Origin of the sequence: Thioclava sp. F28-4, assembly GCF_002020045.1 — a bacterium.
Classification (GTDB): domain Bacteria; phylum Pseudomonadota; class Alphaproteobacteria; order Rhodobacterales; family Rhodobacteraceae; genus Thioclava; species Thioclava sediminum.
The window spans coordinates 614248-634374 of the sequence record NZ_MPZQ01000001.1; the positions used below are offsets into that span (position 1 = coordinate 614248).

At 66.1% G+C, this 20127-nt stretch carries 18 protein-coding genes; 9 read left to right on the forward strand and 9 right to left on the reverse strand.

Translation table 11 applies throughout. The annotated features are described in order from the left end of the window. Positions 1 to 56: 56 nt before the first annotated feature. From BMI87_RS02710 to BMI87_RS02720, 3 genes are read right to left on the reverse strand one after another with little or no spacing between them, the layout of a single operon-like run. Entirely contained in the window at positions 57 to 842 is a 786-nt protein-coding gene (locus tag BMI87_RS02710; RefSeq protein ID WP_078519617.1) for a metal ABC transporter permease, read from the reverse strand. Beyond that, positions 835 to 1629, reverse strand: a complete 795-nt coding sequence (locus tag BMI87_RS02715) for a metal ABC transporter ATP-binding protein (RefSeq protein WP_078519618.1) — start codon at positions 1627 to 1629, stop codon at positions 835 to 837. Before BMI87_RS02715 ends, BMI87_RS02710 begins: the two co-directional genes overlap by 8 nt. Then, positions 1626 to 2135, reverse strand: coding sequence for a Fur family transcriptional regulator (locus BMI87_RS02720; protein WP_078519619.1), 510 nt, complete (start codon positions 2133 to 2135; stop codon positions 1626 to 1628). Before BMI87_RS02720 ends, BMI87_RS02715 begins: the two co-directional genes overlap by 4 nt. A gap of 91 nt (positions 2136 to 2226) precedes the next feature. On the opposite strand from BMI87_RS02720, the gene BMI87_RS02725 reads away from it, so the two are divergent. The 3 genes from BMI87_RS02725 to BMI87_RS02735 are packed head-to-tail and all read left to right on the forward strand — an operon-like array spanning position 2227 to position 4546. Beyond that, the gene (locus BMI87_RS02725; protein WP_078519620.1) at positions 2227 to 3183 is read left to right on the forward strand and encodes a zinc ABC transporter substrate-binding protein; all 957 of its coding nucleotides are present in this window, start codon (positions 2227 to 2229) and stop codon (positions 3181 to 3183) included. Between the two features lie 32 nt (positions 3184 to 3215). Next, on the forward strand, positions 3216 to 3980 hold the full coding sequence (locus tag BMI87_RS02730; protein ID WP_078519621.1) for a 2-dehydro-3-deoxygalactonokinase: 765 nt from the start codon (positions 3216 to 3218) through the stop codon (positions 3978 to 3980). Between the two features lie 35 nt (positions 3981 to 4015). Then, positions 4016 to 4546: a GbsR/MarR family transcriptional regulator gene (locus tag BMI87_RS02735; RefSeq protein WP_078519622.1), complete on the forward strand. Its 531-nt coding sequence runs from the start codon at positions 4016 to 4018 to the stop codon at positions 4544 to 4546. A 34-nt stretch (positions 4547 to 4580) separates the two neighbouring features. Here BMI87_RS02735 and BMI87_RS02740 read toward each other — a convergent pair whose 3' ends face one another. Both BMI87_RS02740 and secG read right to left on the reverse strand, forming a co-directional pair. Further along, positions 4581 to 6224, reverse strand: coding sequence for a CTP synthase (locus tag BMI87_RS02740; protein WP_078519623.1), 1644 nt, complete (start codon positions 6222 to 6224; stop codon positions 4581 to 4583). Between the two features lie 183 nt (positions 6225 to 6407). Beyond that, the gene (gene secG / locus BMI87_RS02745) at positions 6408 to 6860 is read right to left on the reverse strand and encodes a preprotein translocase subunit SecG (protein ID WP_078519624.1); all 453 of its coding nucleotides are present in this window, start codon (positions 6858 to 6860) and stop codon (positions 6408 to 6410) included. A 290-nt stretch (positions 6861 to 7150) separates the two neighbouring features. On the opposite strand from secG, the gene BMI87_RS02750 reads away from it, so the two are divergent. From BMI87_RS02750 to BMI87_RS02760, 3 genes are read left to right on the forward strand one after another with little or no spacing between them, the layout of a single operon-like run. Continuing rightward, a complete protein-coding gene (locus BMI87_RS02750) occupies positions 7151 to 8446 on the forward strand; it encodes an adenylosuccinate synthase (protein ID WP_078519625.1) in 1296 nt (431 codons plus the stop codon). Positions 8447 to 8450: 4 nt separating this feature from the next. Next, on the forward strand, positions 8451 to 8690 hold the full coding sequence (locus tag BMI87_RS02755) for a DUF2842 domain-containing protein (RefSeq protein ID WP_078519626.1): 240 nt from the start codon (positions 8451 to 8453) through the stop codon (positions 8688 to 8690). Between the two features lie 42 nt (positions 8691 to 8732). Further along, positions 8733 to 9911: an amidohydrolase gene (locus BMI87_RS02760; protein ID WP_078519627.1), complete on the forward strand. Its 1179-nt coding sequence runs from the start codon at positions 8733 to 8735 to the stop codon at positions 9909 to 9911. A gap of 54 nt (positions 9912 to 9965) precedes the next feature. Here BMI87_RS02760 and BMI87_RS02765 read toward each other — a convergent pair whose 3' ends face one another. Next, entirely contained in the window at positions 9966 to 12812 is a 2847-nt protein-coding gene (locus tag BMI87_RS02765; protein ID WP_078519628.1) for a hypothetical protein, read from the reverse strand. 141 nt (positions 12813 to 12953) lie between these two features. Here BMI87_RS02765 and BMI87_RS02770 point away from each other — a divergent pair, with 141 nt between their 5' ends. Continuing rightward, positions 12954 to 13607 carry a thiamine diphosphokinase gene (locus tag BMI87_RS02770; protein WP_078520020.1) on the forward strand — a complete coding sequence of 218 codons (654 nt, stop codon included), beginning with the start codon at positions 12954 to 12956 and terminating at the stop codon, positions 13605 to 13607. A 4-nt stretch (positions 13608 to 13611) separates the two neighbouring features. Here the strand turns inward: BMI87_RS02770 and BMI87_RS02775 are convergent, their stop codons facing one another. Beyond that, entirely contained in the window at positions 13612 to 14562 is a 951-nt protein-coding gene (locus tag BMI87_RS02775) for a LysR family transcriptional regulator (RefSeq protein ID WP_078519629.1), read from the reverse strand. Positions 14563 to 14728: 166 nt separating this feature from the next. Here BMI87_RS02775 and BMI87_RS02780 point away from each other — a divergent pair, with 166 nt between their 5' ends. After that, positions 14729 to 16087, forward strand: coding sequence for an aminotransferase (locus tag BMI87_RS02780; protein WP_078519630.1), 1359 nt, complete (start codon positions 14729 to 14731; stop codon positions 16085 to 16087). Positions 16088 to 16222: 135 nt separating this feature from the next. Next, positions 16223 to 16576, forward strand: coding sequence for a hypothetical protein (locus BMI87_RS02785; protein ID WP_078519631.1), 354 nt, complete (start codon positions 16223 to 16225; stop codon positions 16574 to 16576). A gap of 247 nt (positions 16577 to 16823) precedes the next feature. Here the strand turns inward: BMI87_RS02785 and BMI87_RS02790 are convergent, their stop codons facing one another. Beyond that, positions 16824 to 18203 (reverse strand): DEAD/DEAH box helicase, encoded by a 1380-nt coding sequence (locus BMI87_RS02790; RefSeq protein ID WP_078519632.1) that lies wholly within the window; start codon positions 18201 to 18203, stop codon positions 16824 to 16826. A 507-nt stretch (positions 18204 to 18710) separates the two neighbouring features. Beyond that, positions 18711 to 20090: an L-serine ammonia-lyase gene (locus BMI87_RS02795; protein WP_078519633.1), complete on the reverse strand. Its 1380-nt coding sequence runs from the start codon at positions 20088 to 20090 to the stop codon at positions 18711 to 18713. Positions 20091 to 20127: the final 37 nt, after the last annotated feature.

Consider the following 20127-nt stretch of genomic DNA (forward strand, 5'->3'; position numbering starts at 1 on the left):
CTCCTTTGCCGCGCATCTCAACGCGCGGGCGGGGGAATGGCAAGCGGCAGCGCGGCTTAGCGCGCGCGACGCAACGGCAAGGACAGCACGAAGAGCACGGTCGAGGCCGCCACGATCGACGGACCGGCAGGGGTGTCGAACTGCAACGAGCCCCAGAGCCCCAGCAGCACCGAGGCGATCCCCACCCCGGTCGCGCCCGCCGCCATCGCCTCGGGCCCGCGCGCGAATTGCCGCGCCGTGGCCGCCGGGATGATCAGCAGCGCCGCGATCAGCAGCGCGCCGACGATCTTGATCGCCACCGCCACGGTCAGCGCCAGCGCGATGGTCAGCGCCATCTGTTCGCGCCGCGGATCGAGCCCCGAAGACATCGCCAGCTCGTCATTGATCGTCGCGGTCAGCAACCCCTGCCAGCGCCATGCCAGAAGCGCCACGACCACGGCCGAGCCGCCCCAGACCACGGCCAGATCGCTGCGCGACACGGCGAGAATATCGCCGAACAGCCATGCCGACAGATCGACCCGCAACCCCGATTGCAGCGACGCTGCGACAAGGCCGAAGGCAAGCGCGGAATGCGCGAGCACCCCCAATAGCGTGTCCATCGCATGACCGCGCCCCGACAGCCGTGCGACGGTGAGCGCCATCGCCAGCGCCACGCCAAGCGTGCCCAGATAGACCGAGATACCGAAGGCGAAGCTCAGCGCGACGCCGAGGATCGCCGCATGGGCGGTCGCATCGCCGAAATAGGCCATCCGCCGCCACACCACGAAAGAGCCCAAGGGGCCGGTCGCGAAGGTCAGGCCGATCCCGGCCAGCGCCGCGCGGAAAAGAAAATCGTCAAACATGCGCCTGCCCGTGGGTTTGAGTGCCGTCCTGCGCCGCGTCATGGGCGTGATCGTGGCCGCAGGTTGCGTGATCCGCATGTTCGCCATGATCGTGGCTGTGCTGGTAGAGCGCGAAGGCCCCTTGCGTGCCCATCCCGAACAGCGCGCGATATTCCGGTGCCTCGGCCACCACCTTCGGCGTGCCCTGACAGCAAACATGGCCGTTGAGGCAGATCACCCGATCCGAGGCCGACATCACGACGTGCAGATCGTGACTGACCATCAGCACCGCGCAGCCGGTTTCCTGACGGACCTCCTCGATCAGCTTGTAGAACCCCGCCGTGCCGGGCTGGTCGAGCCCCTGCGTCGGCTCGTCGAGGATCAGGATCTGAGGCTCCGACAGCAAGGCGCGCGCCAGAAGCACCCGTTGGAACTGCCCGCCCGAGAGGCGCGAAATCTGCCGCGCGCCCAGATGCGGAACGCCGGTGCGCTCCAGGGCGGCCTCGGCGCGGGCGTTCGAGACGCGCTTGGGCAGCGACAGGAAGCGGCGCACCGTCAGCGGCAGGCTCGCATCGACATGCAGCTTTTGCGGGACGTAACCGATCCGCAACCCCGCCTGACGGTTCACCTTGCCGCGCGCGGCGCGCTCCAGCCCGATCAGAGCGCGGATCAGCGTCGATTTACCCGAGCCGTTGGGCCCGACGACGGTAACGATCTCGCCTGGGGAAATAGTGAAGTCGACGCCGTGAAGCACTTCGACCTCGCCATGGCGCACACTCAGGCCCTGCGCCGTGATCAATTCGCTCATTGCGCCTCCTCAGCGGCGCAGTTCGGGCAGAGCCCCAGCGCCTCGACGGTTGCCCGCTCGACATGGAAATTCAGCCGCTCGGCCGCGCCCTGCAGCGCGTGGCGCACCTCTTCGGCCCCCTCTTCGGGTCCAGCCTCGGCGACCTCGCCACAGTTGCGGCAGATCAGGAAGACCGGCGCATGTTCCTCGCCCGGGCTCATGCAGGCGGCAAAGGCATTCAGGCGGCGCACGCGATGCGCAAGACCGTGCTCGACAAGGAATTCCAGCGCGCGATAGGCGACGGGCGGCTGCTTGCCGAACCCATCCTCTGCGAGCCGGTCGAGCACCTCGTAGGCCCCCATAGCCCGGTGTTCTTCCAGCAGAATTTCCAGCGCGCGCTTGCGCACCGGGGTCAGACGCGCGCCCTTTTCGGCGGCGACAGCCTCGGCGCGCGCCAGCGTCGTGCCGGCGCATCGGCTGTGGTCATGCGGCGTGAAAGCCTTGGCGGAAGAGGTCGAAGATCCCACGAGAGCGTTACCTTATCACATTTCTTCTTGACGAGTGATTTTATAACATACATGTTCCGCTCCTCAGATCAAGTTGGACAGGAGACATCCGATGCGCCCCACCCTTCCCGTTCTCGTGAGCGCCCTCGTCGCGCTGCCCGCGCTCGCCCAAGCCGAAGTGCCCAGCGTCGTCACCGATGTGCCGCCGGTGCAGTCTCTCGTCGCGCAGGTGATGGGCGATCTGGGCAAGCCCGAAGTGCTGCTCGGTCAGAATTCGGACGCGCATCACTATCAGCTAAAGCCAAGCCAAGCGCGCGATCTGCAGGATGCCGATCTCGTCTTCTGGGTCGGCCCGCGCCTGACGCCTTGGCTCGAACGCGCGATCGAGGGCGTCGGCGTGAAGGGCCAATCGGTCGAATTGCTGCACGCCCCCGGCACGAATGTGCGCAGCTTCTCGGCGCAGGACCCGCATGATCACAGCGCCGATCTCGACGAGGACGAGGATCACGCCGAGGCGGGGCACGACGACCACGGCGAGGTCGACCAGATGACCGATCCCCATGCGTGGCTCGACCCCGACAATGCGAAGCTTTGGCTCGGCCTGATCGCCGACGACCTTTCCAAAGCCGATCCCGAACATGCCGACACCTACGCGGCCAATGCCGAAGCCGCGCAGGCCCGGATCGAGACGCTCGACGCCAAGCTCAAGGCTGAGTTTGCGCCAGTCGCGGACAAGCCCTTCCTCGTCTATCACGCAGCTTACGGCTATCTGGCCGATCATTACGGGCTAACCATCATGGGTGCGCTCTCGCCCAGCGACGCTTCGACCCCCGGCGCGGCGCATCTGGTGAGCCTGCGCGACGAGGCCTCGGCAAAGGATGCCGTCTGTGCTTTCCCGGAAGCGAACCACGACCCGAAAATGGTCGAAATCCTCGTCGATGGGACGCCGGTGACGCTCGGCAAGCCGCTCGATCCTTCGGGCACCGCGCTGACCTATGGCCCCGGCCTCTATGAGGACCTGATGCAGGGAATGGCGGACACGATCACCGCCTGCCTGTCGCAGGGTTGATCCCGCACCACCTCCGTGCGATCTGATGCGCCATGGCTGATTGGATCGCACTCACGGAAGAATTCGGGCGCTGGCGCGCCGCAAATGTCTCGGACGGGGCGGTGAGCGACCGCAAATCCGGGCCCGCCGCGCGCCCGCTCTTGCCCAACGGGGCCGCTGCGATCGTGGCGGCCTCCGCTGCAGGCCCTGCCCCGCGCGCCCTGCCCTGCACCCCTCGCCCCGAAGGCGCGCTGCCGCTGACCGAAATCGGCGGGCAAAGCTATCCCGCCCTGCCCGGCCTGATCCAAGACAGCGACGGCACCGAGATCACCGCCCCCGAGGCGGCCCGGATCGCCGGCATCCTCGCCGGCCTCCCGCAATTCGACGGCGTGATCTGGATCTGCGGCGCAAGCGCGATCTGGGCGCATATCTCGGCGGGTGAAGTCGTCAGCGCGATGCGCGCAGGCTCCGCCGCGATGCTGGCCGCCCTTGGCGCACCGCTGGAGGCAGGCGACGGGTTCGACGCAGCCCTCGCCGATACGCTCTCGCGCCCCGAACGCCTCGCCCGCGAACTGGCGCCCCTCAGCCTCGGACGTCCCGCCCCGCGCGCCGCCGGTGCCGTGCTTGGCGCGGAACTCGCCGCGGCGAAGCCGTGGTGGCTCGGGCAAACCGTGCTGGCGCTGTCCTCCGCCTCTGCCCCCGGCTGGTCGGAAATTTGCGCCCGCGGCTTGCAAGCGCAGGGCGCGCAGGTCACTTTGGGCGACGGGGAGGCCGCGCTGATCGCGGGGCTGTCCGCGGCGCGCCGACCCGGCGCGTAACCGAGCGGCGAAAATAGGCGGCAGAGGATGGATGCATGAGTGAAACCGAACTGCCCGAAGCCTTCGCCGAACTCGCCCCCCGTTTCGGATTTTCCCGCCCCGCGGGCCGCTGCCTCGGCGCGATCTGGCGCGCGGCGCAGGCGCCCTCCGCAGATGATCTGGTGACGCAGCTTGGCCTGTCGCGCTCCAACGTCTCGACCGCTCTGAAGGAGTTGCGCGATGCCGGTCTCGTGCAGGCGGCGCGCTCGCCGGGCTCGCGCAAGGATTTCTTCGTGGCGCCCACCGAGCCGTGGGAACTGGCACGCCTGATGCTGGCCGAGCGCGAGCGCCGCGTCCTCGGCCCCGCGCGTGACCACCTGTCCGCACTGGAAGCCCGCAGCGCCGATCCGCGCGCGGCGGCCCTGTGCGAGCTGCTCGACGCGGCCTCGGGCTACATCCAGGCGCTGATCCGCCTCGACCCGGCCGAGCTTGCCCGCCACATCGACCCCGCCCGTGGCGGCGGCAAAGCCGAGAAACCCGCGCCGAAACCCTCGAAAAAGAAAAAGAAAAAAGCCGCGCAGGGTTGAGCGCGGCTTTTTCAATTTCGAGTGGCGAACCGGTTTACACCAACCGGCTCTGATCCCGCGCGGCCTTGATGAAGCCCGCAAACAGCGGGTGCGGCGCGAAGGGCTTCGATTTCAGCTCGGGGTGGAACTGCACGCCGATGAACCACGGATGGTCCTTGTGCTCGACGATCTCGGGCAGGCGGCCATCGGGCGACATGCCGGAAAAGGTCATGCCGCATTTCTCCAGCGGCTCGCGATACTTGATGTCGACCTCGTAGCGGTGGCGGTGACGCTCTTCGATATCGGTCGAGCCGTAGACTTCGGCGACCTTCGAGCCCTCTTTCAGCGCGGCCGAATAGGCGCCCAGACGCATGGTGCCGCCCTTGTCGTCGGTCACCTTGCGCTCGACCCGGTGGTTGCCCTGCACCCATTCCTTGAGGTGATAGACGACCGGGGTGAAGCGCTTCTTGCCCGCCTCGTGGTCGAACTCTTCCGAGCCCGCATCGCTGACCCCCGCGAGGTTCCGCGCGGCCTCGATGACGGCCATCTGCATCCCCAGACAGATGCCCAGATAGGGCACGCCCTTTTCGCGCGCGAATTGGGCCGCCCGGATCTTGCCTTCCGTGCCGCGCTCGCCGAAGCCGCCGGGCACGAGGATCGCGTGGTAGTTTTCCAGATAGGGCGCGGGGTCTTCGTTCTCGAAAATCTCCGCGTCGATCCATTCGGCCTTCACGCGCACCCGGTTCGCCATGCCGCCATGGGTCAGCGCCTCGGCGATCGATTTGTAGGCATCCTCCAGCTGAACATATTTGCCCACGATCGCGACGCGCACTTCGCCCTCGGCATGGTCGAGACGGTCCATCACGTCTTCCCAGCGGCTCAGTTCCGGCTTCGGCGCGGGCGAGATGCCGAACGCGTCCAGCACCGCCTGATCGAGCCCCATGCGGTGATAGGCCAGCGGCGCCTCGTAGATCGACTTCAGGTCATAGGCCGGGATCACCGCCTCGGGGCGCACGTTACAGAACAGCGCGATCTTGCCGCGCTCTTTCTCCGGAATCGGCTGCTCCGAACGACAGACCAGCACGTCGGGCTGCAGGCCGATCGAGCGTAGCTCCTTCACCGAGTGCTGCGTCGGCTTGGTCTTCAGCTCGCCCGACGCCGCCAGATAGGGCAGCAGCGTGAGGTGCATGAAGATACATTGGCCGCGCGGACGGTCCTGGCTGAACTGGCGGATCGCTTCGAAGAAGGGCAGGCCCTCGATATCGCCGACCGTGCCGCCGATCTCGCAGAGCATGAAATCGACCTCGTCATCGCCGACATCGAGGAAGTCCTTGATCTCGTTGGTGACGTGCGGGATCACTTGGATCGTTTTGCCCAGATATTCGCCGCGGCGCTCCTTCTCGAGCACGTTGGTGTAAATCCGCCCCGAAGAGATCGAGTCGGTCTTGCGTGCCGAGACACCTGTGAAGCGTTCGTAATGGCCAAGGTCGAGATCGGTCTCGGCCCCGTCATCGGTGACGAAGACCTCGCCATGCTCGAACGGGCTCATCGTGCCCGGATCGACGTTGAGATACGGGTCGAGCTTGCGCAGCCGAACCGAAAAGCCGCGTGCTTGCAGCAATGCCCCCAAGGCGGCTGATGCCAAACCCTTGCCGAGCGACGAGACAACGCCGCCGGTAATGAAGACATAACGTGCCATGAAGACCCCCGTGATCTGCGAAATTCGAATGGTTTCCCTGCCCCAAAGAGGGTCAGGATCACGGGATTTAATGCTTACACGATTCGCGGCCTGCCCGCAACCAGACCGCAAGCTATTGAGTTTGGATAGGACGCACCCGCAACGTTTTGTGGGTGCGAACCGATTGTCGGCTGAAGTGACGGCTTAGTTGGCGGCGGGCGGCGTAACCGGACCGCTTTGCGTATCCGTCGTGGTTTCGCCCGCGTTTCCGCCGGTCGAGGAATCCGACCCGCTTGCCGGCGGCGGCATCACCACATCGAGCGACGGCGTCGAGCCGGTCGTGTCATTCGCCGGCGCGCTCTCTGCCGGAGCGCTTTGCTCGGGCGCGGCGCTATCGAGCACCGAGCTGCTGCCCGCTTTCTGCGCGGCCAGAACCGTCAGCGTCACCGAGGTCGCGAAGAAGCCAGCGGCCAGAACCCAGGTCACGCGAGTCAGCGCATTGGCCGCCTGCCGACCGGTCATCAGCCCGCCGACACCGCCGCCAGAGCTGTTGGACGACCCCATGCCGAGGCCACCCCCTTCGGAGCGTTGCAGCAGCACCACGCCAATCAGCAGCAGTGCGAGGATCAGATGGATCGAGAGAACGACGTTTTCCATGAACGGGTCGGGCCTTCTTTCTTGCGACGCGCCTATCTAGGCGGATGAGACTGAGGGTGCAAGGCCGCAGAGGTGTATTTTCGGCTTTCGCGGGGTCAAATCGGCACAGCCGCGCAGCCTGCATCCGCCCTCCCGTTCGTTTTGGTCCAAATATCCCGCCGGAGGCGCCTGCCTCCTCGCGCGCGCGTCACGCGAAAATTAGAGAGTACATCTCTCGCAAATGCGGGCTTTCGCACCGCGCGCTCAGCCGCTATACCTCGCGCGGTTTTACACCTGCCAAGGAGAGAGCAATGGCCAATGTCGTCGTCGTCGGCGCCCAATGGGGTGACGAGGGGAAAGGCAAGATCGTGGACTGGCTCAGCGAGCGCGCGGATGTGATCGCGCGGTTTCAGGGCGGTCATAACGCGGGCCACACGCTCGTGATCGACGGCAAGGTCTACAAGCTCAACGCGCTGCCTTCGGGCGTGGTGCGGGGCGGCAAGCTCTCGGTGATCGGCAACGGTGTCGTGCTCGACCCGTTCCACCTGCTCGCAGAGATCGAGAAGATCCGCGATCAGGGCGTGGAGATCACCCCCGAGACGCTGATGATCGCGGAAAACACCCCGCTGATCCTGCCGATTCACGGTGAACTCGACCGCGCCCGCGAGGAAGCGGCCTCGAAAGGCACCAAGATCGGCACCACCGGTCGCGGCATCGGTCCGGCCTATGAAGACAAGGTGGGCCGCCGTTCGGTCCGCGTGGCAGACCTCGCGGACGATGCGACGCTGGAAGCCCGCGTCGACCGCGCGCTGCAGCACCACGATCCCCTGCGCAAGGGTCTCGGCATCGAGGCGATCGACCGCGACGCGCTGATCGCAAAGCTCAAGGAAGTCGCGCCCGAGATTCTGAAATATGCAGCCCCCGTCTGGAAAGTGCTCAACGAGAAGCGCAAGCAGGGCAAACGCATCTTGTTCGAAGGCGCGCAGGGCTCGCTGCTGGATATCGATTTCGGCACCTACCCCTTCGTGACCTCGTCGAACGTGGTCGCGGGTCAGGCCGCAGCGGGCACCGGCATGGGCCCGGGCGCGATCGATTTCGTCCTCGGCATCGTCAAAGCCTACACCACCCGCGTCGGCGAAGGCCCCTTCCCGACCGAGTTGGACGACGAAGACGGCAATCGTCTCGGCACGCGCGGCCATGAATTCGGCACCGTCACCGGCCGCAAGCGTCGCTGCGGTTGGTTCGATGCGGCGCTGGTGCGCCAGACCTGCGCGATCTCCGGCGTGAACGGCATCGCGCTGACCAAGCTCGACGTGCTCGACGGGTTCGAGACGATCAAGATCTGCACCGGCTATGAGCTCGACGGCGAGACGCTCGACTATCTGCCGACCGCCGCGGAAGAGCAGAAGCGCTGCATCCCGGTCTATGAAGAGATCGAGGGCTGGGCCGAATCGACCGAAGGCGCGCGCAGCTGGGCCGATCTTCCGGCGGCAGCGATCAAATATGTCCGCCGGATCGAGGAGCTGATCGACTGCCCGGTCGCGATGCTGTCGACCTCGCCCGAGCGCGACGACACGATCCTCGTGACCGACCCCTTCGCGGATTGATCCGATGGCGCTGAGCTACAAGGCCCGACGCCGCCTCTCGCTGCTGGCCCTCGTCGTGGGGCTGCCCGCCTATATCGTCATCGCGGTGACGGTGGTGAACTGGGCGGGCGCGCGCTGGGGGCGGCTGCCGATCTGGGCCGAGTTCGGCGTCTATGTCGTGCTTGGCCTGCTGTGGATCGCGCCGCTCAAGCCGATCTTCAAAGGCGTCGGAAAGGACGACCCCGACGATCCGTCCAAGCCGTGACACCCTCTGGCGGGCGCGCCGAAAAACGGGCAAATTAGCCCGATGACCAGCGCGCCCTCCCCCCTCCCGCCCGACAGTCTGACCAATTCCGACATCGCGGAACTGACCGCGTGGCGGCACCGTCTGCATCAGGACCCCGAGCTTTCCGGCGAGGAACGCGACACCGCCGCGCGGGTCGTCGCAATGCTGCTGCCAACCGCACCGGACCACACGCTGACCGAGCTTGGTGGGCATGGCGTGGCCGCGATTTACGAGGGGGCGGAGCCCGGCCCGACGACTCTCCTGCGCTGCGAATTGGACGCGCTGCCGATCCACGAGACCGGCACGCCGCCTTACCGGTCGAACTTTCCCGGCAAGGGGCACTTATGCGGCCATGACGGGCACATGGCGATTCTCGCAGGCGTGGCGCGCTGGCTGTCGCGCAATCGTCCCGCGCGTGGCCGCGCGATCTTGCTATTCCAACCTGCCGAAGAGACGGGCGCGGGGGCTGCGGCCGTGATCGCCGATCCGCGCTTTGGCGAGATCGCGCCCGATCTGTCCTTCGCCTTGCACAACATGCCCGGCGTGCCCTTCGGGGCAGCGGCGCTGCAGGACGGGGTGATGAACTGCGCCTCGCGCGGCATGAAAATCACGCTCACCGGGTGGACCGCCCACGCCTCGCTACCCGAAAGCGGTCGCTCCCCCGCCCCGGCTTTGGCCCGGCTGGTGAGCGAACTGACGGCGCTCGGCAACGATTTGCACCAGAGCGATCCCGATTTCGCGCGCGTGACGATCACCCATGCGCGGCTCGGCGAGCCCGCCTTCGGCGTGGCCCCCGGCGCGGCGGAGCTGTGGGCGACCCTGCGCACCCAGCGCGATGCGGGGATGGCGGGGCTCGTGGAGAAAGCCGAGGCGATGGTGCATGAGGCTGCCGAAGCGCTCGGTCTGGAGCGCGAGATCACCTATCACGACATCTTTCGCCATTGCGAAAATACTCCCGAAGCGACCAAAATTCTGCGCGCGGCGCTTGAGGCCGAAGGCATCGAAACCACCGAAACCGATCTGCCGATGCGCGCCTCCGAGGATTTCGGGCGTTTCGCCGATCATGGCCCTGCCGCGATGGCGCTTCTGGGCGCGGGCGACCGCCCGGCCCTGCACAACCCGGATTACGATTTCCCCGACGCGCTGATCGGCCCCGGCGCGCGCGTGTTGATCCAGTGCCTGCGCGCGCGGCTGTACTGATCCAATGAGAAAGGGCGGCCCCGCAGGACCGCCCCTTCTGATCTGTCGCCGGGCTTACTGCCCCGAGGCCATCTTCGCCTCGTCCCAGTAGCGCGAGGCTTCGGTGATCGCGTATTGGCCGCGCTTCACCTTAGTGATCTTGCCCTGACGCAGCAGGCGGCCGAAGACGCGCATCCGCTCTTCGCGCGGCACGTCAGCCGCATCGTCCATCACGGACAGCTTGCGCATGATCTGCGGCGGCGAGAAATGCGGGCGCCCTTCCACGGCCGAAGTATAGGCGGCGGCGGCTTCCAGCAGATCGGAGAGGCCCTGCGTGCCGAGGCTTTCCGCGAATTCGGCGAAGCTGGTCGCCTGCTCGGGGTTCATCGGCGTGGCTTCGGTTTCGTCACCTTGGGCAGCGGCGAACTGACCTGCCGAGACACGGCGCGGACGGATCGCGGCGGCGGGCTGAGCAGCCGGCTGCTCGACCTCCTCGACATCCGAGGCTTCTTCGGCGTCGACGCGCTGTTCGGAAACCAGAACCAGCGGCGCGGGGCGCAACGGATCGGGACGGCGCGATGCCGTCTCGCCCGAGCTGACCGGGCGGCGCGGGCGCACGGCCTGGGTCAGATCGGCGCGGTAGGGTTCGGACCCGTCCTCGTCCTCGACGCCCCCTTTCGCGGTGTCCTGCCCCTTGGCCAGACGATCCGCGACAGTGGCGGCGACGGCGGCCTTGAGATGCGCGATCGCGGAGAAGCGGCGGCGGGTTTCGACCACTTCGGCCTGCTTGTCGGCCTCGGCCAGAAGGCGATCCACCTCGGCTTCGCGGTCGGTCTCTTCTTCGGAGAGCGACGCGGCCTCGCGTGCGGCAACCTCGGTCGGGGCTTCCGCCTCTTTCATGTCTTCCGCGTCGGCGGTCTCGACGGTTTCGGCCTCTGCCTCCGTTTCCTCGGCTTCGGTCTCGTCTGCGGCCTCGGCTTCAAACTCGGGTGCGAACACGTCGGCGGAGATATCCTCGGCCTCATCCTCGGCGACGGTATCGTCTTCCGATGCTTCGGCTTCGATCTCTTCGGCGATGATCGCGTTGCCCAGAACCAGCACGTTTTGCGCTTCGAGCGACGCGGCTTCCATGGTCGCCTCGGGCTCTTCCGCCTCGGGCGCGGCGGCCTCGTCTTGCGTCAAAATCAGCGGCGCATCGACCGACTCGTCTTCCAGATCGGACAGGTCGATATCGGGCAGCGCCAGATCTTCGTAGACATCTGCCTGCGCAACCGCCTCTTCCGGGGTTTCGTCAGCCGTCTCGATTTCGGCGCCGGTGAAGAGGTTCTCCATCTGCAGCGCGGCGAGTTCGCGCATGAGATCAGCTTCGGCTTCGGGCGAGAGGCGCCCCGGCATCCGGCTGTCGCGATCACCTTCATCCTGCGGCTGCTCTGCCTGCGGCGCGACCGGAGCGACGCTTGCGTCGTGCGACGCATCGGCAAGTTCGGCGGCCAGACGTGCGGCAAGGTCGTCATCCTCGGCCTCTGCCTCAAGCTCGGCCTCGGCTTCGACATCTTGCTCGGCTTCGGCAGCCACTTCAGGTGCCTGTTGCTCGGCGTCGTCCTCGACCTGCTCGTCAGTCGGGATCGACTGATCCTCTGCGCTGTCTGCCGTGGCCGCGTCGTCGGTCTGCGCCGGAAGCTCTTCCGAAGCCTCCGCTGCAACCTCCGCAGTCGCGGCTTCGATCGTTTCGCGGCGGCGCACCTTGATCACACGCGCGCGCATTCGCGGCGCGGCGGGTGCCTCGGCCTCAACGGTGGTATCAGCCGAGGTCTCCTCGGTCTGGTCCTCAGCCTGTTCGACCGTTTTCTCTTCGGTCGCACCGAGTTCTTCGGCTGCGGCCTTGAGCGCTGCGATGCGCTTGGCACGCTTGGCCGAACGGCGCGCGCGGCGGCTTGCCTGACGGCGCTGCATGTGATCGTCGGTCGGGCCAAACGCGACTTCGGCTTCGTCGGCAGCGTCCTCTTCCGAGGCAACGGTTTCGGCTGCTGCGATGTCTTCGGCTTCAGTCTCCTCCGTTTCGGCGACGGGCGCTTCCTCGGTGACGACGTCTTCGTCTTCGCGAGCAACTTCCGCTACTTCTTCGTTTTCTTCCGCAATCTGTTCGAGCGCGGCGTCTGCCGAGGCTTCTTCTGCCACCTCCGCCTCGGGCATCTCGGCCTCGGGCTGCGTGGGTTCGGAGGCTTCGGGTTCGATTTCCTCGGCGCTCAACGGGCCGGAAATGTCGAGGTCATAGCCGAAATCTTCGGCTTCGCTCGACGGTTCGGCCTCAAAGCGGTTCAGAAGCGCCTCGGGGACGGAAACGGGCTCGTCTTCCTCGGAGAAGCTGTCGGCCTGAACCACGCGGGCGCGGGCCACGGCTTCGCGGATACGCTGCAGCTTGGCGGCAACGGTTTCCGGCTGTGCGAAGCCTGCTTCGGGTTTGGCGTGCTGCGCCGCAACCTCGGCTTCGGGCTGCTCTGCGACCGGTTCGGGCGCAGCTGCCGGCTCGGGCGTCTCGGCGACCTCCGGCTGCGCGGGCGCTTCGGCGGCAGGCGCGGCTTCTTGCGGCGCGTCCGAGGTCACCAGCGGCTCTTCCTGAGCGGGTGCGGGCGCCTCGTCGGCTGCAGCCTCGCCACCCAGAAGCGTGTCTTGCTGGCGCAGAACAACGCCGTTTTCTTGAATTTTCGCTTCGACCCGGCGCTGAATTTCGCGCTCTGCGATACGGTGAAGCATCTCCGCATCGGGCTGGGGCGGCTCTGCACCGAAATACCGGTCGTCGGCAGCCAGATCGCGGAAATACTCCGCAATCGCCTTCATCGTGTTGAAAGGCTCATCAAATCCTTCCAAAGTGCACGAAAAGGTGCCGTAGGATACGGTCAGGATCTTGCTCGCACCAACCATGGACCACTCGCTTTCTATTGGACCTCAATGCGTCGACATTCCTGTCCAACTGGTTCTTTCGCGTGGACGAAAGAAGGCATTTGAAAGGTTTTTTACCGGTCTCGATTGTCTTTCTTTGCCACAATCGTCATCAATCAGCCCATGATTAGCAGTATTGTCCATTCGTCAGCCGGGGTTTCGCTTCTCGGCGCCGGCGCAGTTAACCATGCGGATGTTGACGAAGCGTTGACAATCGCCCCCTGTCTCGTGGCCGCCGACGGCGGTGGAGATCGGGCCTTGTCGATGGGTCTCGAACCCGAAGCGGTGATCGGCGATCTCGATTCCCTTTCGGATGCGGCGCGCGCCACACTTGGCCCGCGCGTGCATCAGGTGGCCGAGCAGGACAGCACCGATTTCGCGAAATGCCTGCAACGGATCAAGGCGCCGTTCATCCTGGCGCTCGGCTTCACCGGGATGCGGCTGGATCACACGCTGGCCGCGATGACCGACCTGATCCGCACGCCGCACCGGGTCGTGATGCTGGCAGAAGAAGAGGTGATCTTCCGCTGCCCGCCGTCCCTTTCGCTGGATGTGACGGAAGGCACGCGGGTCTCTTTGTTTCCGTTCGGCGAGGTAAAGGCGCGCTCGGAAGGGCTGCAATGGCCGCTGGACGGGATCGGCTTCACGCCCGCCGAGCGGGTCGGCACGTCGAACCGGGCGACGGGGCCCGTGCGGATCATGCTGGAGGGGCCAGCCCTGATGATGCTGCCGCGCGAAGAATTGGCCGCCGCCCTGACAGGTCTGGGGATCGGCTGAGGCGCTAGCCCGCCTCGACCCGCAATGTCCCATCCAGCCACGGCGCTTCTTCCAGCGCCGGTCCGACCACGCGTTCTTGCAGCAACGCCCGCAGGCGGGCAGCCACTTTCGCGGGCCAATCGGCCATCATCCCGTCGCGCGCCGCCAGCACGATGCGTCGGGTCAGCGGCGGCCCGTCGAGCGGCGACAGCGCCAGCCCCGCGCGCGGCGCATGACGCACCGCCGAGGGCGTCAGGATCGTCCAGCCCCGCCCCGCCGCGACCAGCGCGAGGATCGCGGGATAGCTGTCGAGTTCCAGTTGATGCGGCGGCGCCTTGCCCGTTTGCGCGAGATGCGCGGCGATCTGGCGCCCCATCAACGTGCGCTGGGAATAGTGGATCAGCGGCAGCGACGGATCTCTTTTCGCAGGTGCATCGGCGGGATGAATGGCGAGGAACGGTTCGGTCAGAAGCGGGTGCAGCTCAATCCCGTCGAGCGCCGCGCCCTGCGGCTCGGCGGCGACGGCGACATCCAAGCCCCGCGCTTCGAGCTTCGACAGCAGCCGGTGGCTCGGTCCGGTTTCCAGCTCGAAGCGGCAGGTGCTAAGCTCGTCGGCCATACCTGCCAGCAGAAGCGGCGTCACCTCGGCCTCGAAATCCTCGATCATGCCCAGCCGAAAACTCGTGAGCCCCGCCGGATCGGCCTGCCCCACCCCGGCACGACCGCGGGCCAATTCGTCCAGCATCGCCTCGGCATGAGGCAGGAAGGCCCTTCCGGCGGCCGTCAACGCGAAAGGCCGCGCCGAACGGTCCACAAGCTCCGCGCCCAAAGCGCCCTCCAGGCCAGCAAGCTGCTGGCTGACCGCCGAAGCCGAGACGCCCAGACGGCGCGCGGCGGCGGTGGTCGCGCCTTCCTCCGCCGTGGCCACGAAGACCTCGACCGCCCAGAGGCTGATGCGGGGATTGGGGGCGGGCATGGGAGGCTCCGTGATCGGGGAGGCGGTAAGGCTTGAGGCGCAGACTGCCCTGCCCCGCCCCGGCGCGCAAGCCATGCGGCATCCTGGGACATCGCGGACCATTGACGCCGACCGCGCCGCGGATAGCCTCGCTTCCATCCATCGCCCATCCCGGAGGAGTCGCGAGATGAAAGACCAGAGCTGGCAGGCCCGCGCGGACGCGCATAGCTTCTACGGTTTCACCGATCTGCCCACGATCCACGATCGCGGCGCGGTCGTCGTGACCCATGGCGAGGGGCCGTACATTTTCGACACCGAGGGGCGGAAATATCTCGACGCGAATTCCGGGCTCTGGAACATGGTCGCGGGGTTCGACCATCCCGGGCTGATTGAGGCCGCACAGGCGCAATATGCGCGTTTCCCCGGCTATCACGCCTTCTTCGGTCGGATGTCGGATCAGACGGTGATGCTGTCCGAGAAGCTGATCGAGGTCTCGCCTTTCGAGGACGGCAAGGTGTTCTACACCAACTCCGGCTCCGAGGCGAACGACACGATGGTCAAGATGCTCTGGTTCCTGCATGGGGCCGAGGGCAAGCCGCAGAAGCGCAAGATCCTGACCCGCAAGAACGCCTATCATGGGGTGACGGCGGTTTCGGCCTCGATGACCGGCAAGCCCTATAATTCGGTATTTGGCCTGCCGCTGCCGGGGTTCCTGCACCTCACCTGTCCGCATTACTGGCTCGAAGGGCAGCCCGGCGAGACGGAAGAGCAGTTCACCCAGCGCCTCGCGAATGAGCTGGAAGCGACGATCATCAAGGAAGGCGCGGACACGATAGCGGGCTTCTTCTCCGAGCCGGTGATGGGTGCAGGCGGGGTGATCACGCCACCCAAGGGCTATTTCCAGGCGGTCGCGAAGATCCTCAAGAAATATGACATCCCGCTGATCTCCGACGAGGTGATCTGCGGCTTCGGGCGCACCGGAAACACCTGGGGCTGCGAAACCTATGACTTCCAGCCCGATGCGATCATCTCGTCGAAGAACCTCACCGCCGGGTTCTTCCCGATGGGCGCGGTGATCCTCGGCCCGGAATTGTCGGACCGCCTGCAAGCGGCCTCCGAGGCGATCGAGGAATTCCCCCATGGCTTCACCGCCTCGGGCCACCCGGTCGGCTGCGCGATTGCGCTGAAGGCGATCGACGTGGTGATGAACGAGGGGCTGGCCGAGAATGTCCGCCGCCTGAGCCCGCGGCTCGAAACAGGCCTCACTCAGATCGCGCAGAACCCCAATATCGGCGAGCTGCGCGGCGTGGGCTACATGTGGGCGTTGGAAGCGGTGAAGGATCGCGAGAGTAAGACCCCGTTCGACGGGTCGCTCTCGGTCTCGGAACGCATCGCCAATGCCTGCACCGATCAGGGGCTGATCTGCCGCCCGCTCGGGCAATCGGTGGTGCTCTGCCCGCCCTTCATCCTGACCGAGCCGCAGATGGACGAGATGTTCGAGAAGCTGGAAACGGCGTTGAAAAAGGTGTTTGCGGAGGTCGGGTGACCCGCCAAACCGCGAGATCGCCTTGGTTCTGTCTTAGGCACCCCGACGCATAATTCAGTCCAACTGACGAAAATTATGCTATTTTCACCTCGCCCCCTGTGGGCGAGGGAAATTGCGTTGGTCGGAGGAACGCGCATGAGCCGACTTCTCAGAGTAACTATCTGCGCCGCCCTGATCTCCCTCGGTGCGCTCTCGCCAACCTATGCCGCCGATAGCATCGGCAATGTCGGAAAATGGAGCGTCTTCGAAGAGAGAAACGGCACCATCAAGACCTGCTGGACAGCGACCGCGAATGATCGGCGGATTTTACTGAATGGCTCGCTTCTCTATGTCGCGGTGACGAAGCACTCGGGCAGGCAACCGGAGCTGTCCGTCTATGCCGACCGACGGCTTCCGCGCTCCGGCGGACTGACCATCACGATCGGGCAGAGCAAATTCCGTCTGCGTTCGACAGGGCAATATGCCTGGCTGGATCAACGCACCGACTAGCTTGCGATCAACGCGCTAAAACAAGTTGAGGCGGCAGGCGGGAACGCAAATTTCAACGTCTCCATTCCGAACGTGGGTGTCTTCGACTTCTCCGCAAAAGGCTTCGCCGCCGCGTTGGACATGACATTGAAGCGATGCAGATGACGGCTGTGGATGCGTTTCGATTGGATCGTTCGAACGCGTCTCACATAGACCGGACGGCCGAACTGAAACGGGCCGCATCTTGCGATGCGGCCCGGTGTCAATTTCATGCAGCGCCTGCATTGCGCCGACGCGGGCGACGCCGCTTCGGCGAGGCGTTGCCACCGGCATCGACCTTGGGCTTGGCGTCAGCGCGGGGTTTCGAGCGCGCCTGGGCCTGAGCTTGACCTTGCGGCTGACCCTGCCCCTGCGGTTTGCCCTGAGACTTGCCGCCGCGACCCTTGTTGCCGCCAGAGCGCGGACCGCCGCGACCGCGGCCTCGAGCTGCACGCGCCGAGGGGCGCACGGCCGCAGACGGGCGTTCGCCGCTTGCGGTCGGGATCTCGATCTTCATCAGCTTTTCGATCTGCAGGAAGTTATCCGCCTCATCCGGCGAGCAGAAAGCAATCGCTTCGCCCTCACGACCGGCACGCGCGGTCCGGCCAATGCGGTGGACATAAGCGTCCGGCACGTCCGGCAGGTCGAAGTTCACGACATAGGACACACCCGGAATGTCGATGCCACGCGCAGCCACATCGGTCGCGACCAGCACGTTGACCTTGCCATCGCGGAAGCCCTTGATCGCGCGGTCACGCTGGCCTTGGCTCTTGTTGCCGTGGATCGATTCCGCGTTGTAGCCATCGGCGCGCAGGCTCTTCATCAGCTTTTCCGCGCCGTGCTTGGTGCGGGCGAAGACGAGCGTCAGCGCGCCCATATCGGCCGAGAGAATATCGCGCAGCTTGCGGGCCTTCTCGGCCTTGCTGTCGAGGAAGTGCACCGACTGGGTGATCTTGTCGGCCGCTTTACCGGGAGGCGAAACCTGCACGCGCTTGGGATCGGTGAGGTAGGCCTGCGAGATTTCCTCCATCTGCTTCGGCATCGTGGCCGAGAACAGCAGCGTCTGGCGCGGCGTGCCAAGGCGCGACGCGATCTTGCGCAGCGCATGAATGAAGCCGAGGTCGAGCATCTGGTCGGCCTCGTCGAGCACCAGATGGCGGGTGTAGCGCAGGTCGACCGCGCCACGATCCATCAGGTCGATCAGACGGCCGGGGGTGGCGACGAGAATGTCGTTGCCGCGATGCATCATGGTGATCTGACGGTTGATCGACTGGCCGCCGACAACGGTCGCGACGTTCATCTTGGTGCCCTGAACGAGCCCCGCGAGGTTATCGGCGATCTGGTTCACCAGCTCGCGGGTCGGCGCGAGGATCAGTGCCTTGCAGGTCTTGGGCGAAGGTTTGCCCGGCTGCGCCATCAGCTTGTCGATGAGCGGCAGGCCGAAGGCCAGCGTCTTGCCGGTGCCGGTCTGGGCGAGGCCCAGCACGTCATGGCCCGCAAGAACCAGCGGGATCGCCTTTTCCTGAATCGGGGTCGGCTGGGTGAACTTTGCGCGTGCGAGCGACTTGAGAATGGCCGGGGAGAGCCCCAGCGAAGAGAAATCGGACAATGCCTATCCTTTATGGCCGAGGCTCCCGACACGGGGATGCGCACGGCGATCAGCCCGGACGGGATTGTCCGGAGCGCAGGTTGACGCAGACCTCGGGACAGGCGGGCTTGTCCCGCGTGGTCCGGTCTTGCGTGTCAGAACCCTGCGTGAATGGGAACTCGGGAGGTATCGCCGATGCGCCTCTCTCGGGCGCGGCTTGCTCACGCGGCAGCGCGGCGATTGGGGGTAAATGCGCGTGATGGCGCGAAAAGTCAAGGGGGAGCGTGTTTTGAGGGCTTCCCTTGGAGTGATGCCCCGCCCGGGCGACCAGCCCGGGCCGCGCCCATTCGTCGGACTTACGCCGCGCCACTGGCGCGACGGTCCCTCCTCATTCCCCCTGGGAGGGCGCATCTGCGCAACCTGCGCGCGCTCGGTCTTCGGGAAAAGTGGCACGATAAAGCGCAAACCACTTGGCGAGCATGCACCCACCCGAGGTCGGGCGCAGCCCTCAGCACGAATGAGGCACCCTCAGCAGTTCGGCACGTTCACCGCCAGCCCGCCGAGGCTCGTCTCCTTGTAATGCTCGTGCATGTCGCGACCGGTCTGGCGCATCGTCTCGATCGCCGCATCGAGCGGCACGAAATGCGTGCCGTCCCCGCGCAGCGCCAGCGAGGCCGCCGACACCGCCTTGATCGCGCCCAGACCGTTGCGCTCGATACAGGGCACCTGCACCAGCCCCTTCACCGGATCGCAGGTCATCCCGAGGTGATGTTCCAGCGCGATCTCGGCCGCGTTCTCGATTTGCTCAGGCGTGCCGCCCAGCACAGCGGCCAGCCCTGCCGCCGCCATCGCCGCCGCCGATCCGACCTCGGCCTGACAGCCGCATTCCGCCCCCGAGATCGAGGCGTTGGTCTTGATCAGACCGCCAACCGCCGCCGCCGTCAGCAGGAAATCGGGGATCTTCGCGGAAGAGGCCGAGGGCACATGATCCAGCCAGTAACGGATCACCGAAGGCAGCACGCCCGCCGCCCCGTTCGTGGGCGCGGTCACCACCTGCCCACCGGCCGCGTTTTCCTCGTTCACCGCCATCGCATAGGCCGAGATCCAGTCATTGATCTGATGCGGCGGCGCGAGGTTCTGGCCCCAATCCGCCTTCAGGCTCTCATGGATCGCCTTGGCGCGACGCTTCACCCGCAGACCACCGGGCAACTCGCCCTCGCTGGTCAGCCCGCGCTCCATGCAATCGCGCATCGTGATCCAGATTTTCTCGAGACCTTCGTCGATCTCCTTCGGACCGCGGAAGCGCGCCTCGTTGCGCCGCTTCATCTGCGCGATGCTCTGCCCCGAGGCATGGGCCATCGCCAGCATTTCCTCGGCGGTCTTGAAGGGGAACGGCACCGGGCTCGGCGCGTCGCGGGCGGCATCGTCGACGGCGGCCAGTTCCGCCTCGGTGCGCACGAAGCCGCCGCCGATCGAGTAATAGACCTCGTGCATCAACACGTCGCCCTGCGCGTCGCGCGCCTCGATCACCATGCCGTTCGCATGGCCGGGCAGAGACGTCTGGTAGTCGAAGATCAGATCGGCCTCGGGGTCGAAAGCCAAAGGCGGCAGGCCCTCAGGTTTCAACAGGTGGTCGCGCGCGTTGGCGGCCAGCAATTTCTCGGCCAGATCATTGTCGTAGCTCTCGGGCACCACGCCCGCGAGCCCGAGGATCGCCGCCCGATCCGTCGCATGGCCCTTGCCGGTGAAGGCAAGCGAGCCGTGCAGGCGCACCCGCACCCCATACGCGGTGAAGGGGGAGGCCCGGAGCGCGTCGAGAAACCGCGCGCCCGCTACCATCGGCCCCATCGTATGCGACGAGGACGGCCCGACGCCGATCTTGAAGATATCGAAGACGCTCAGAAACATGCGACCTCCCTGCCCTGATTTTGGCCCAGACTGCCGT